Genomic DNA, 15576 nt, shown 5'->3' with positions numbered 1-15576 from the left:
ATAGTAAGACAGTAAGAATATTAGAATCATTTAAAATCATTCTATTATTCTTACTTAAAGCTAATGGTTTAAACCTATTTACTTGGATTGATCTGCGGTTTTGATAACCGTTTTGATTCTTTCTTCAATCATTCTCCAGTCATAGAAGTGAAATACCCGGCCATTGCTCATGGCAACAAATACTCCTTTTGGAAACTTAGGTCCCAGATTAATATTTGTCACTTCAGAACCGTCACTTTCACTGGTAGAAACAGGAATCTCAGCAATTTTTCCCTTTGCAGGATCTTCTCTGAGGTAGACATTAAATGTATCTTTCTGCTGATTGGAAACCAAAATATATCCGTTCTGTGAGGACGTAGGATAGATGGAAATTCCCTCTACATCAGAAGTGAAATCTCCCTTTCCAAAAACAAGCAGCTCTTCATTTCCTTTCGCCGGATCTGCATAATATTGGTGAACTCCAAACTGCTCATCAGAATAATAGATATAGCCTTTTTCATCATCTACAGCAATGCTTTCGATTTCCTTTAAACCGCTGTATTTTCCAAATTTCCGGACTACCTCACCTGTTACGCTGCCGTTTTTCTCAGAAAGTTTATATTGCCAGAGGTAACCGTCTTTTGGACCTGATTTTCTTCCGACAACAACGAATATATCTCCTGTTTCCGGGTTTTTATACATAGAAATACCCATTGGGCCGCGCTCAGTTTCTCCTTCAAATACAGAAATTTCTCCCACTTCTTTCAGATCAGGAAGGCTATACAGTTTTACCTTATTGGTTTCTCTTTCTGTAACCGCTGCAATGTCCGTTTTTTTACCATTTACAGTAAAACCGTATTCAATATCTACATTATTAGGGCGTTTAAGCCCTGAAACTTTATGAATTATTTTACCGTTAAGATCGAAGGCATACAATCCGCCATCAGTATCTTTATCTGTTCCGATGATGATACTTTTTGAAGCATCGTCAGGATGGATCCATATGGCCGGATCATCAGTATCATGAGCTACGGTTTCAGTAATAACGCTTGGTTTAAGGTTTTCTCCTAATTCTTTCTGCCCTGTACAGCTGATCACAAAAGGAAAAGCTGAAAGAGCAATGATGTAATATTTTATTTTCTTCATGACTGTTTTAAAAATCAAATTTTACCCCCATGGTAAATCTGGGTCTGTAATATTCTGCCTGAGCCGTTCTGCTCTGGATTCCCTGATAATATCTTAACGGCTGATTGGTCAGATTATTGGCTTCAGCAAAAATTCTCAGCTGGCTGGTAATTTTATAGGAAGCGTTGGCATCCAGAAAAAACTGTTTGTCATAATACCGGTCATCAAAAGCTTTTCCTCCCAGCTCATCAATATAATGAGAAGCATAATTCATAGAAACTCTGGCTGAAAAACGCTTGTTTTCCCATGAAAGAGAGCCGTTGAACATATGGGGTGCCGCTCCGGGAAGTCCTACATCCGTTCTTTCTATACCGTCTTCATTAGTAATGCCTTTCGCCTTTGATTTCGTGTAAGTATAGTTAACATACACTCCAAGACCTTTCCAGAATACTCCCGGAATAAAATCAAGCTGTCTTTGCAATGCGACTTCAAATCCGTAAATATCTACATTATCACCATTACGTTGTTGGGTAAACTTCCAGTTGCTTTCACCGGAAGGAATAGGGTTGGATTGTCCTGCAAAGTCGGCAGCGAAGTCACCAGCCGTATAATTTCTTTTGGAGTAGGTGTAAATAAAATTATTAAGGTTCTTATAAAAAATTCCTCCTGAAAGAATTCCCACAGACTTAAAATACTTTTCAGCCATAAAATCAAAATTATAGGCGTAAGTGGCTTTCAGATTAGGGTTTCCGGCTGCCACGATTTCATCTTCAGAGATCACGTTCAGGTAAGGGACTAATGAGTAATAGTTCGGACGGGCAAGTGCTGTAGTAAATGCAGCGCGAAGTACAAGATCCTGTACCGGAACATACTTGAAAGACAGGTTGGGAAGCACGTTGGTGTAAGTATTGGTGTTATTGATTTGCCCTAGCAGGTCTTTTTCATTCATAACGTAATTCCCGGTGTAATCAATCTTTGTTGTTTCCACACGTGCCCCAACGATCATGGAAAGCTGATCATTGAAATCCTGATCCCAACGGACATAGCCTGCATAGATCTGTTCTTTTGCAGTATAATTGCTTGAAAGAAATTTTTCAGGCTTAGACTTTCCATTGAACAAAGCTAGGTTAAATAAATCTAAGCTTCCCAGGTATGCCGGATCAACAAATGTGCCCGGGATATAATTTCCTGCTTGGAAGTTATGCCCATCAAGATATACTGTAGGTACAGAAAGAAGGCTTCCCATATTGCTGATCGGTTGAAAAGCATAAAAGTCATTTTCCCTTTCCTTTTCCTTCAGACGCATACGGAAACCTGTACGGAGTCTTCCTTTCTGATCTTCAATGACAGAAAAAGGAAAACGTACATTCACTTTTGCGCCAAACTCCTTCTCCTGAGTAAAGCTGTTGGCATCCGAAAGATCACTTAATTTATAGCTTCCTAAATTATCTGCAGCCAGAGGGGTGATAACCGGATTTTCGGGATCACTGAGATTCTGGGAGAAGTTCATTTTGCTGTTTTCAAATTCTATATAGCGCTGATGAGGTTTATCTTCACTGGCTATGGCATAATTCATCGACCAGTCAAGGTCTACTTTAGATCCAAGCAAATGCTCACCCCGTAACGCGTAGTTCTGAACTTTTTGTTTTTCCAGACGGGTGTTATCGTTATCTGCATTTCCACCCTTATTTTGTCTGGTAATACTGCCTTTCCAGTCTGTAATTTCCGTTTCATCAGCATTATAAACAGGCTTTATTTTATATCCCAAAGCATAACGGGTTTCCTTATCATTCCTGAAATTATACATCGCTGAAGCATAGATCTTATTTTTTGAATTGAATTCATAATCCATATTAAGATCAAAACTATGCCTGATGCGGTGCTCGTTATAGTAACGTACACCCATTTTGCTGATGTAGGCTGTTTGTGCAGCATCATTAGCCAGACTCCACACTGGTTCTATATTATCTGAGCCAAAATTATTATTGTTATAAGAAAAACTGAATACAGCACCCAGTTTTTTGTTTAAAAATCTGTTCCCATAGACTAATCCTGCTGTATAATTGCCTTTTTCGCGAATCGGACTGTATCCTCCGGCCAGGGTTGCTGAAATTCTCTGTCCGTTAGGGGAAGCCCTTGTGATAAGGTTTACAGAACCTCCGATAGCATCAGCATCCATATCAGGAGTTAAGGTTTTATTAACCTCAATGGCAGAGATCATATCCGAAGGAATCAGGTCCATCTGTACATTACGGTTGTCACCTTCAGCAGAAGGAATTCTGTCTCCGTTTAGGGTAACAGAATTAAGATTTGGGGCAAGACCTCTGATAATAAGATTTCTTGCCTCACCCTGATCATTCTGGATAGTAACCCCCGGAACACGTTTTAATGCATCTCCAATATTGGCATCAGGAAAACGTCCGATCTGATCGGAGGAAATCACATTGGTGATATTGGCATTGTTTTTTTGCTTGTTTAAGGCTCTTGCCTGATTTTTTAAAGTAGCTCCCGAAACCACAATTTCTGCAATAGAGTTTTCTTTTTTATCAAAAACAATATTTTGACGGGTGTTTTTTTCAGGTTCAACGGTTACGTTATATTCATGCACTCCATATCCCAGGTAATCAATCTTCATGGTATAAGTGCCTGGAGGAACATTCAGGAATACAAAATTTCCGTGTTCATCAGAAGTTGTATAGATATTTCCGGGATTTAAAGATATTTTGGCTCCCGGTAATGCAATCTTAGCGTCGTCATTAATGTTTCCGGAAAGAGAACCGGTTTGTGCATAGAAAAAAATAGAAGCACAAAACAAAACGGATGTAAAAATTTTCTTCACTTTCTTTTATTAGATTAAAAATTGGAACAAATTTAAACGTCTGTTTGGAAAAAGTGTTGAAGTGAAAATTAAGATTGTTTTAAGATTTGTTAATATAAGAAACGTGAAGCTTCCTATTTTTCTAGGTTTCAGATCCTAACCCCTTTGCTGAATGATTTCCCTCCAGTAAGAAAGTCAATTCATCACATTGTATAATTTTACCATCCTGAATGGTAAATTCTGCCAATACCTTATGCAGAACGGTACTTCCATCTTTTAAAACAGAGGTTGCGATATGCTTGGTAAAAATAGTATTCCCATTTTCAGCATAGCTAATAATTTCGAGCTTTTGTTCAGCTATTTTTTCCTTAAGTTTTTTTATATGCAGGACGAATTCTTCATAATTTAGACGGGTATGGTCTACAAACTGGACATACTGCTTAGAAAAGTACTTTTCGATTGCTGTCTGATCAAATACAGGGTTTTCCAGCACATCACCGAATACCTGTTGTATAAAATGTTTCATAATTTTATTATTTGAAACAAAATTACATCTGGCATTCTTTGCTGAACGATAACATTTGTAAAGAAATGTGAATGTGATAGCAAAACAAAAGAATAGTACTGCAAAGAAATTTTTCCGAATTTCAATATACTATTTCCGGTACAAGAAATATCTACTCCCTCAGGATAGGAGTGTTCTTATAAGAAATTGTTATCCAACCTATTGTATTGGTTTTACCAAGGTATCTCACCGGTTTCAGGATTGTTTTCTTCACTAGAGAATTTTCCTGTGGCCCCGTCTTTGCCCAGTAAAGCATATTTTACAATCCGTTTTCCGGCATCTTCGAGACTGCCCGGCCCACGATGACCGTTGAAATCTGTTTTAGTATATCCAGGGCAAACAGCATTTATTTTGAAAGCAGTATCTTTTAACTCATAAGCCAAAACAACGGTAAACATATTCATGGCTGATTTTGAAGAAAGATATACAACGCCTTTGTTGTCATAGTATTTATATGTTGGGTCGCTATGCAGAGTAATTGAACCCTGGCTTGAACTTACATTTACAATACGGGGTTCTGGCGATTTTTTCAGCAAATCAATAAACGCCTGGGTAACTCTTATTACACCATAAACATTCGCATCATAAGTTGCTTTAAACTGGTCAATGGTTGCGCCGAGTGCAGTTTGTGGATAGCCTCCATAAATACCCGCATTATTAATAAGTATGTCCAGTATTTTTGTTTTTTTTCCTATTTCCAAACGGGCATTTTTTACCGATTCGTCATCCGTAATGTCAAGCTGAATAGCTTCTATATTGTTCAATCCCTCTGCTTTCAGTTGGTCAACAGCTTCTACACCATTTTGTAGATTACGACTGCCGAGATAAACATAAATTCCTTTTTGGGCAAGCTGTCTTACAACTTCAAAGCCAATACTTTTGTTAGCTCCTGTTACTAATGCTGATTTCATTTCTTTGTTTTAAAATTAATACAACAAATGTATAAGGCTACAGGAGAAGAGAGATGGACAAATCACTTTATTTACCAGACAAATCTTGTGTGCCTTCTAAAAACTCAGTGACGCTTTTTCCTGTACATTTTTTGAAAAACTTAGAAAAATAATCCGCGTCATTAAATCCTAACTCGTAAGCCAACTCTTTTACAGAAAGATTTGAATAATGTAGTTTTCGCTGTGCTTCTATCATCAAACGGCTGGTGAAAAAATTCTTAGGTGAGACGCCTGAATATTCTTTTACAATGCGGTATAAACTGTTGGTGGTCAGGGCTAGTTTTTCAGCAATCGTATGGATAGATGGTTGCTCGGTGAGATGGGTTTCCACTGCAAATTTAAACTCAATAAATTTTGACAAGTTGGGGTTTAAAATATTGGCCGGCTCTTTATTTTTAAAATAGGCACTATTTAATTCTGCTAATAATGAGTTCAGATAAGCTAATATTATCTCTGTGTCTGATTGGGTTTTATCAGTTTGAAGGAGTTGGTTTAAAATTTCAAAAACTTTTTGTACGCGCTGCCTGGCTGCCTCATCAAGACTTACTTTTTGCGTGTTTAAAGGATTAACTAAAAAAGAAAATTGCTGTGGAAGCAATGCTAAAGTATTTTCATCAAATATTACCTTATAGTAGGTAAGATTATCTGCTTTATGGGGTGGGGTGAAAATCTGATTAGGTATTGCAAATAGCAATTGTCCTTCAGTGAGGCTAATGTTCTGCAGATCCAATGTATAGTTGATGGAACCGCTTTCAATCAGTACAATAAAATAAGACGACAACTTACGGGGTTGAAGAAGTTTTTGTTGAATATCATCAGACGGATAGGGATTTTCAGTTGAATTGAATTGTATGCCTAACTTATCATGCTGTTGTTGAATGCTGTCATATATTTTATTTGCTTTTTGCATAAGATATCGGTTAATGGCTGCATAGGATTACTTTACCTATTTTTGTCTTGTAAATTTATAAATTCTCTCTCTTAATTTAGACACTGTTTTCCCACTTTATCCGGGCCTTTACAAATATCAGGCAACGGATGTTCTGGTTACCATTCAATAGGAGTGGACTTTAGTCCGCTCTGGATATAAAATATTCCACTGGCTTTAGCCAAAATCTATAATGCCTACTATATCGTTTCCTTATTTTAAAAAGGAAGACTGAAGCAGGTCTTTTAGGATGAGTTTGGATTTTTCTATTAATTCGTTTGACCTATAGAGCTGGCTGGTAAGTATTGAGCTTTCGAAAAGAAGGTAAATATGGTCAGCTAAAATATCATTCTTAAGATCCTTACTGAAAGAATTTCTCAGCTTACCCTTATGATCACGAATGACATCATGAATTTCTGTTTTATCAGTCGGTATTTCAGACATAATATTTAAGAAACTACACCCTCTGAAATCTTCTTTCTCATTCATATAGATCAGAAAATCAAATGATTTTATGAGTTTTTCTCCTATAGTCTGTGCATCAGATGTAAATTTTTCCAGCTCGGAGATCCAATAGTCAAATCTTTTATTAAAGAATTCTATGCATAAGTCATCTTTAGATTTAAAATGTTGGTAGAAGCTTGCTTTGGATACGTTCGCTTCTTCAATAATCTGATTGATACCGGTACTGTTATAACCTTGCTGATGGAAGAGGACCATAGCTGTACTTATTATTCTTTCGTGAGGTCTGGACATTGATGTGGCTTTCCGACAAATTTAAGAAAAATATGAACAGACTGGTATGTTTTGGGTTGCATAATTGTTTTATACAAATCCTGTTGCATAATAAAGCTGAATAAGAAAAAATAGCAGGGTAAAGATCCATATTACATAAGGGTGATACCGAAAATTTTCTTTCAGGATATAATGCAAAGCTTTGAATAATTTAAAAAGCCCAATAATTCCTATGACTGCAAATAATAATAAAACAATAAAAAACAGATCATCTTTTACCCCGTAAGTGTGTAGCTTTTCAAGATGAGTGAGATAAGCCTGCACATTGATGGTCTGCCCAAGAAACATGGCAGAAAGAATGAGTAAAAAGAATGGAGTAGAAGTATAAACAGTTGTATAAATGAAAGAAAACAGCAACGTACGAAAGGTTACGGTATTTACCTTTTCTTTTTTATACCACAATAATATCACGCTGAATAATACGGCTGTACAATTGTTGATCAGGAATATAAATAAAGCCTTTTCTACCATGCTTAATTCCTTGATCTTGGAAATAAAATTTTGTTCGCCACCATAATCCATCAATAATACAGAAATAATGACAGAGGTGTATACTGAAAGTTTGATTGGAGATAAATAATCCCGGAAGCGTTCTGATTCTTCCTTTTCCATTTCATGTACAGAAAAGTCATAACAACGGCTGGGTTTCTGGAACAGTTTAAAAATAGTTACCGGAACCAACAGTATTTCTATAATAATCTGAAGGCAGAGTTTTTCAAAGCTATCAATAAGTTTTTCAAACATATAGACCAAATAAAGGATAGAAGTTATTTGTCTATGCAATTTAATTAAAAATTTTAATTGAAATGATGGATAAAAGTAAAATAGTGTATTTAAGAATAAAGAATAAAGAATAAAGAGATTTTTCAGCTATGATAAGAAAAACGGGTTGAAAGAAATCTCTTTCAACCCGTTTTTGATGAGTTTATTGCTTATTTTGGCAGTCCTTTCTTTAATGCTGTATGAGCTCTTTCAACAGCCTTTCTTTCTTTCCAGTCCATATATCTTTTTTTATAACGGCCTTTCATGAAATTGTCAAAGTTTCGCTGAACAGTCAGATTCCACAGGGAATGTGCTTTTACAGCCCAGCTTTTGTCCCATGCACGAAGAGAGATGGAGAAAGATCCATCCAGGTATTTCATCCAGTGCCACCAACCGGTAGGCATGAATAAAGTGTCTCCATGTTCCAGATAACATTCTATCCCTTCAATTCCATCCAGTGCCGGAAATTTTTCAAAATCAGGGTTGGCAATATCATAGTCTTCCAATGCATATGTTGCATAAGGGAGCTTATATAAACGGGTTTTCCATTTGTATTCAAAAAGAAGAACATGCTTTCTTCCGTTAAAATGAGTATGGAAAATATGAGGCATGTCTATATCATAATGAAGGAAGGTCACAGAACCTTTTCCTCCAAAGAACATACTTGGATACTTATCCAAAAATCCTCCCATCAGATTCTTAGGTGGGATATAATCATCCAGTAATTTGGGCGCAAATTTAATAGGGTCAAAAAAGAAAATTCTCAGATCGGTAGGCTCCTTTTGAATCAAATCAATATAGTCTGCGAATTTCATTTTTGTAGTGGGTGTATTGATGGGAGCTGCAGGATCAGCTTTTGCGCTGTCATATAAAGGAACAGTCACATCACCTACGACCTCTTTCATGTACTCCATCGTCCATTTTTGATACGCAGGCCACTTTTTAGCCATATTCTTGATTACCACTGGCTTACATGGCTTTAGATACTTTTCACGGAAATCTTCTTGTGAAATGTCATCTACTACATCAATAGGTTTAAGGAATAGTCCCATTTGTTTAAAATATTAGGCTAAATTATTAAATATTTATGACAATGGATATAATGAATTTAAATTATTTGGAACTAATATAAATAAAAAAAGAATTAGCTGTTTTTTACTTTAGCAATTTTAGCTTTTTTTGATATTTTGGTTGAGGTTTTTTAGAAAATGAGTAGGAGATATTTTATATTTTTCGTTAAATTTTTTAGAAAAGCTTTGGGCTGTATTGAAGCCGGTCATATCTGCCATTCCCTGAATACTTTTATAGCGTAGCTTAGGATGTTTTTTCCATAGCTCTGTGGCATAATTTAACCGTAAATCATTAAGATATGAAGCAAAATTCTGCTTTTTATAATGATTGACTACTTTTGACATATAGGATGTATTGGTAGCACATTCTTTTGCTAAATTGGATAAAGAGGCATTTTTATCCAGATATTTTTTTTCTTTTTCAAAAATTTCAAGAGAGTGAAGGATACTTTCAACAATTAAAGGATTAATATCTGTAAGCTCAAAAATACTCTCTTCACTATGTAAGATTGTTTCTGCTCTGTGGAAACTGTTTTGTACTTCTTGTTTTTTTATTTCCTGAAGATAAAGACCCTTATAGTATTTCTTTTTCATATGTGTTGTAAAGACCAGATGCATAAGACCAGCGAGTATAATGAGTGTAGTTACTATAGTCACAGAATATAATCTCTTTTCCCAGGTGTGTAATTGCCGCAAGTTCGAGTTTTCCTTATTTGCCTTTTCCAATTTCTTATTCCATATTATCTGATCTTGTGTAGAGCTTTTTAAGTGAGTTACAAGGCTGCTGGATATGCTTTTATTTGAAGCATATATAGTCTGAAAAGGACTTCGTATAAAGGCCTGAAAAGAAATGGCAGAAAGAAACAAAACGGATAGAAAAATTCTCATGGCAATGAATTATTTTTTATAAAAGTACAAAATTGAATTGAGTTGACAATCATTTGATTTTTAATTATTTGTAAATTATTAATACTTTTTTTTACACACATATTTTATGTTTTTACTGATTGTATTTATCAATTTAATGAGATGTATAATATATAAATTTGGATGGGAACTAAGGTTTATTATAGATTTATTCTAAACAAAAAACACAATGAAAACACAAAAATCTGGCAACGCTACATTACTTATCCATTATTCTTTTAAAAGGCAAAAGAAATAAGGTCTTTTTTATCCATTCTTATCTTTTTACTTAAGTATTTCCAGCCATATAACCTGGCAAATGCAATTCGGAAATAGATTTATCTATCCATAATGAGAAATTACTGATAATCGGGATACTATACTTAAAGTTCACTATACTGGTGAGTAAACAGTAACCTGAGTAGTAAAATAACAGTGCGGGACTGCGCAGCAATATGTATTGAAATACAGGAACGATCAATTAAAAAGCTTAACAAGAAATATAGAAAATTAAGTATTGAACTGAAAGAATAACTTCTACAAAATAATTACAAAAAAAATATAATAATCATGAAAAAATACCTACTTACACTATCTGCTTTTGTCTTTTCATTCACTTATTCTCAGACACAGCCGTGGAATATAACTGGAAACTCAGGGACTAATCCTTCAACGAATTTTATTGGAACTATTGATAACCAGAGTTTGGTGATCAAAACGAATAATAAAGATGCTTTGCACATCAATGCAACTGGAAAAATAGGCATTGGGACAAGTGCCCCATTAGAGACACTCTCAATTCATAATGGGAGCATAAGACTTACTGGTGGATATAATAGTACTGATACATCTGTGGGAGGAGGGCCAAAAATTGTATTTGGGGATTCAAATGATAATCCCAATCAGCAGTATAATAGGGGAGAATGGAGTATTGAATATATTGAAAGAGCAACACAGGATAACTCTATAGGGGGACTGAGTTTTGGTAAGCCATGGCCTTCCCCGAGCTTTGGAGATTACAAATTATATCTTGCTAATAATGGCAAAATAGCGATGGGAACTAAAAATATTAACTGTGCAGATTGTGATTCATATTTACTTTTTGTAAAAGATGGGATAAAAACAGAGAAAGTAAAAGTAGAGATCGCTTCGGCTAACGGCTGGGCAGATTATGTATTCAAAAAAGATTATAAACTGATGGGTTTATCTGAAGTGGAAAAACATATTCAGGATAAAGGGCATTTACCCAATATTCCTTCAGCAGATGATGTGGTAAAAAATGGTATTAATCTCGGAGAAATGGATGCCAAATTATTGGAAAAAATAGAGGAATTGACTCTGTATTCTATTGAACAGAATAAAAAACTTATTGATGGAGAAGAAAAAAGCAGAAAACAGCAGGATTTAATAAATGACCTGATACAAAGAATAACCACTCTTGAAAATAAAACCAAATAGAGATGAGTAAAAATATATTTCATAATAAAATACTTTTGGTTGGGCTTGTATCTTCCTGTTATCTTTCAGCACAGGAAACAGCTGATACCCTACTGATAAAGAAGCAGGCTATTGGGAGAGAATTAGCTATTCGGTTTTCTTCTGAATCTGCTAAGCAAAAGGAGCATATTCAAAGGTTTAAAGTTTTAGGCTATAAAGAATTTATTATCGAAAAAGATAATTACAAACAGCTTATTGGAGCTGATGAGAAAGGAAGGCCCATGTACTATACGACTCTTAATGCCGGAGCATCCAAAATGGTGAAAACGGCAAAAATGTATAATGGAGGAGGTTTAGGATTGGATATTTCCGGGCAGAATATGCTGATCGGACAATGGGATTTTTCAAAACCCAGGCTTAGTCATCAGTTATTGGTTGGAAAGATTACTTATCCTCAAAGCCAGAACCAAACTATTTCCCGGCATAGTACCCATATAGCAGGAACAATTGCCGGAAACAATACTTCCAATCCTAGTGCGCGGGGAATTGCTTACGGAGCCTCTTTAAATGCGTATGACTGGGTGAACGATGTTTCGGAAATGTTAGCAGAGGCTGGGACCGGGATGCTGGTTGCTAATAACAGCTATGGTTTTGATCCTATGTATTTACAGACCTATCAGTTTGGAAAATACAATAATACAGCCCAAAATTGGGATGCCCTCATGTATGGTAATCCTTACTTTCAAATTGTAAAAGCTGTGGGTAATGCCCGTGACCTCAATTATGATATTGTTCCCCAGACTCAGGCCAAAGGAGGCTACGATCTCTTGGAAGGAGCTGGTATTGCTAAAAATGTTTTGGTAGTAGGTGCTGTCAAAAAAGATGAAAATATGCAGGCTGATGATCAGTTTATTACAACTTCTTTCAGCAGCTATGGGCCTACGGATGATGGCAGGATAAAACCTGATATCAGTGCGCCGGGAGAAGATATATATTCTGCAATAGAAACTTATAATGCTGCTTATGGTGTTTACAAAGGAACATCCTCAGCGGCAGCTATTGTGTCGGGAGTGGTTACTTTATTACAGCAATATTGGAAAACCCTTAATTCTAATTATATGTGGTCATCTTCTGTGAGAGGCATTATTACCCATACAGCTAATGATAGAGGAGCGCTTGGCCCCGACTATGCTTACGGATGGGGTTTGATGAATACGGAGAGGGCCGCTCAATTGATCTACAGCAATAACAAAAGCACCTTGGTGAAAGAAGAAAATCTGGCGAACGGAAAAGAATACCGGTTGTATGTAGTTGCTGGCAAAGCAAATCAGCCGCTTATAGCTACTTTGGCATGGACAGACCCTGCCGGGAATATAGGAAATAGTAATGCGGATGATGAAACTTCAGCTCTCGTCAATGATCTGGATATCAGTATTGTTAAAAAAGATAATTCCGGAAATACCCAAACTTTCTATCCCTGGAAACTGGGAGGAATCCAAAATTATACAGCATCAGCTACAAGAAATTCTGTTAATTCCGTAGATAATATTGAAAAAGTAGAAGTTGATCATCCGGACGGATTATATCAGGTAATTATCAGGCATAAAGGAAATCTTCAGCAGGGAAACCAAAATTTTTCGCTGATACTTTCCGGGGTTTCTTTCTGCTATTCGGATGATCTTTATGTACTGGTAAGAGAAAAAGACAATATAGATGCTCCTAGTTTTGTAGGTACAGCCAAAAATATCAAAGCGTCTAATGTGATTAAAAGTACAGCAGATGTTACTTATAAAGCAGCCCAATCTGTGGAATTATTACCTGATGCATCAGGAGGCAATAATATAATAGGTTTTGAAACAGAGCCGGGAGCCACATTTTTAGCCTATATCGATCCCAGTTGTGGTGCCGGAGTAGACCTTCCTTTATTGTATCAGGCACAGTCACTGACAAGAACTAATAAAGCTGCAGCCACATCTGCTCTTTCTAAAAAAACGGAAGCTGAAAAACGAAATGAACTGGCCGTCTATCCAAATCCGGTACATGATGAACTCAATGTCAAATTCAGCCTTGAAAGTTCTTCTAAAGTCACCTTTACCCTATACGATGCTTCAGGAAAAGAGGCTCTGCGTCAGGAAAGTTCTCAGAATTTCCCTGCTGGTGGATTTATGAAAACCCTATATGTAAAAGGACTGCCTGGTGGAGTATATATTCTGTATGTGGAAACGGCAACTCAAAAAACAGGTAAAAAAATAATCATTAAATAAAGGAGCTATGAAGCATTTATATAGAATCATTTTTGTGTCGTTCAGTTCTTTGATATTTTCACAAAGTCCCGGTGGAGTGGGCGAAGTAAGCCTTTGGCTGAAACCTGATACGGGAAGAAATACGACCCTTCTGTATACAGATTATAGCAGCAATCAGCATATTATATCTGCAGATACAGAAAAGAATAAACCGGGATATGGTTTACTGAATTATAACGAAACACTGGATTTTGACGGAACCAATAACTTCCTGAAAGTTCCTTATGTCATGGAAACCTTGAATAAGGTAACCCTTTTTATGGTATACCAGAACAAAAATACAAATAGAGAAACTGCATTGTTTTCAACAGACTTTGCCGGTGAGAAGGCGCTATACTACAGTACAAGCAGTGTTTTTCGCTATAATAATGAACAGATCAATTATATAGAGCCTGAAAAACTGGACAGCATGACTTCCCTGAGTATGTATTCCAAATTTGATGTGCCTTCTCAGCGGATAGGTGATGTATTGGGAAGCTCAGGAAAAAGTAATCTGTATATAGGAAAAGATGGAGGAAACAGAAATGGGAATGCTTTTAAAGGAAAATTACCTGAATTTTTTATATATCGTAAGATTTTAACCCAAAACGAAAGAGACCGGGTGAATTCCTATCTGGCCATAAAATATGGTGTCACCATGCCAATGACTGAATATCTGAGTTCCAAAAGTAGAAAAATATGGAAAAAAGAAGATTATGCAGACTATCCGGAGAATGTTGCCGGTATTGCAATAGATCAATATTCAGGGCTTTATCAGAAGCAGTCTACAAGTACCTCAGAAAACAAACGCTTGTCTATTGCAGCTCAAGAGTTAATGGTCAGTAATAAAGAAAATACAGCTCAACTCCCTAACCAGACTTTCCTGATCTGGGGAAATACTGGTGAAGCGTTAGAATTTGATAAAGAAGTACTCGGACAGCAACTTTTAAAACGGAAATGGAAAATACGTTTATCTGAAGAGAAGGAGACTTCTTTCCCAACTGAAGTCGTTTTTTATACCAAAGATATCCTTCCTGTCCTTCCTGAAGGAAAGAAGGTCTTACTGGTTATTGACCGTTCCGGAAAAGGAGATTTCAACAACACTGACCTTGAAGTGTATCCTATGGAATCTGTGGACGATAAGGGATTTATTCATTTTAAAAATATAATATTTGATAAGGATTTTTCAGGATCGGATGTGTTTACTTTTGCTTTGGGATCACAACTCTTACTGGCAAAAGAAATTATACAGGCAGACTGTAAAAATAGTTTTGGAGCTTTAAAAATCAATATTCAAAGAGGGGCCGCTCCATTTAAAATTAATCTGACGAAAGATAACGTGCCGGTGCAAAGTCAAACCTCACAAAGTCCGAAGGTAGATTTTAATAACCTTACACCTGGAAGCTATACGCTGGAAATTTTGGATAAAACCAATATTTCCTCCCGTTTTAGTTTTAACATTACTGATTTTAAGGCTATAGATCAGAATTTGGAAGAAAATTATATACTGCCTCAAAATGGATTTGTTGAATTGGATGCTTCTAAAAATATCAGCAATAAAGAAACCCTTTATCAATGGACTTCCAATAATGGATTTACGAGCTCCGGATCAAAAATTAAAATCTATGAACCCGGAGACTATACAATCACGGCCACCACTCCCGGAGGCTGTATAAAAACCAATAAAATTTCAGTAACCCAGCCTTTGGAAAACAGCATCGTAATTTTCCCTAACCCTATTCATGCAGGAGAAAACTTTACGATCCGTATCCGTCTGTCAAAATCCGAAGATGTAAATGTTAAAATTTTTGAAATGTCCGGAAGACTGGCTAAAGAAATTAAGGAATCGGGGAAATCTTTCTATGAGTTTAAAGAATCACTTAAGGTGGGAGGAACCTATGTTGTGGTTGTGGAAACGTCTTCTCAGAAGAAAAATTTTAAACTAATCATTAACTAATA

12 protein-coding genes are annotated in these 15576 nt (G+C 36.1%); 3 read left to right on the top strand and 9 right to left on the bottom strand.

What is annotated here, in order from left to right:
• Positions 1-78 precede the first annotated feature (78 nt).
• The 9 genes from MP478_RS16125 to MP478_RS16085 all read right to left on the bottom strand — a co-directional run bounded on the left by MP478_RS16125 (position 79) and on the right by MP478_RS16085 (position 9586).
• A complete protein-coding gene (locus MP478_RS16125; protein ID WP_257200990.1) occupies positions 79-1125 on the bottom strand; it encodes a phytase in 1047 nt (348 codons plus the stop codon).
• Between the two features lie 7 nt (positions 1126-1132).
• Positions 1133-3943 (bottom strand): TonB-dependent receptor, encoded by a 2811-nt coding sequence (locus tag MP478_RS16120; RefSeq protein WP_257200989.1) that lies wholly within the window; start codon positions 3941-3943, stop codon positions 1133-1135.
• Positions 3944-4064: 121 nt separating this feature from the next.
• Positions 4065-4448: a hypothetical protein gene (locus MP478_RS16115; protein ID WP_257200988.1), complete on the bottom strand. Its 384-nt coding sequence runs from the start codon at positions 4446-4448 to the stop codon at positions 4065-4067.
• Positions 4449-4660: 212 nt separating this feature from the next.
• Positions 4661-5398: an SDR family oxidoreductase gene (locus MP478_RS16110; protein ID WP_257200987.1), complete on the bottom strand. Its 738-nt coding sequence runs from the start codon at positions 5396-5398 to the stop codon at positions 4661-4663.
• Positions 5399-5465: 67 nt separating this feature from the next.
• Positions 5466-6347: an AraC family transcriptional regulator gene (locus MP478_RS16105; protein WP_257200986.1), complete on the bottom strand. Its 882-nt coding sequence runs from the start codon at positions 6345-6347 to the stop codon at positions 5466-5468.
• A gap of 231 nt (positions 6348-6578) precedes the next feature.
• Entirely contained in the window at positions 6579-7121 is a 543-nt protein-coding gene (locus MP478_RS16100) for a TetR/AcrR family transcriptional regulator (RefSeq protein ID WP_257200985.1), read from the bottom strand.
• 69 nt (positions 7122-7190) lie between these two features.
• Positions 7191-7904 (bottom strand): hypothetical protein, encoded by a 714-nt coding sequence (locus MP478_RS16095; protein ID WP_257191383.1) that lies wholly within the window; start codon positions 7902-7904, stop codon positions 7191-7193.
• A 188-nt stretch (positions 7905-8092) separates the two neighbouring features.
• A complete protein-coding gene (locus MP478_RS16090; protein ID WP_230038503.1) occupies positions 8093-8974 on the bottom strand; it encodes a cupin-like domain-containing protein in 882 nt (293 codons plus the stop codon).
• A gap of 117 nt (positions 8975-9091) precedes the next feature.
• Complete coding sequence (locus MP478_RS16085) at positions 9092-9586, bottom strand: AraC family transcriptional regulator (RefSeq protein WP_257191384.1); 495 nt, start codon at positions 9584-9586, stop codon at positions 9092-9094.
• An 882-nt stretch (positions 9587-10468) separates the two neighbouring features.
• Between MP478_RS16085 and MP478_RS16080 the strand changes: the two genes are divergently transcribed.
• From MP478_RS16080 to MP478_RS16070, 3 genes are read left to right on the top strand one after another with little or no spacing between them, the layout of a single operon-like run.
• The gene (locus tag MP478_RS16080; RefSeq protein ID WP_257200984.1) at positions 10469-11356 is read left to right on the top strand and encodes a hypothetical protein; all 888 of its coding nucleotides are present in this window, start codon (positions 10469-10471) and stop codon (positions 11354-11356) included.
• A 2-nt stretch (positions 11357-11358) separates the two neighbouring features.
• On the top strand, positions 11359-13599 hold the full coding sequence (locus MP478_RS16075; RefSeq protein ID WP_257200983.1) for a S8 family serine peptidase: 2241 nt from the start codon (positions 11359-11361) through the stop codon (positions 13597-13599).
• Between the two features lie 7 nt (positions 13600-13606).
• Positions 13607-15574 carry a T9SS type A sorting domain-containing protein gene (locus MP478_RS16070; RefSeq protein ID WP_257200982.1) on the top strand — a complete coding sequence of 656 codons (1968 nt, stop codon included), beginning with the start codon at positions 13607-13609 and terminating at the stop codon, positions 15572-15574.
• The last annotated feature ends 2 nt before the right edge of the window (positions 15575-15576 follow it).

This window comes from Chryseobacterium sp. WG14 (assembly GCF_024586945.1).
In the GTDB taxonomy this organism is placed as follows: Bacteria; Bacteroidota; Bacteroidia; order Flavobacteriales; family Weeksellaceae; genus Chryseobacterium.
This window is presented reverse-complemented; position numbering and strand designations above follow the sequence as displayed.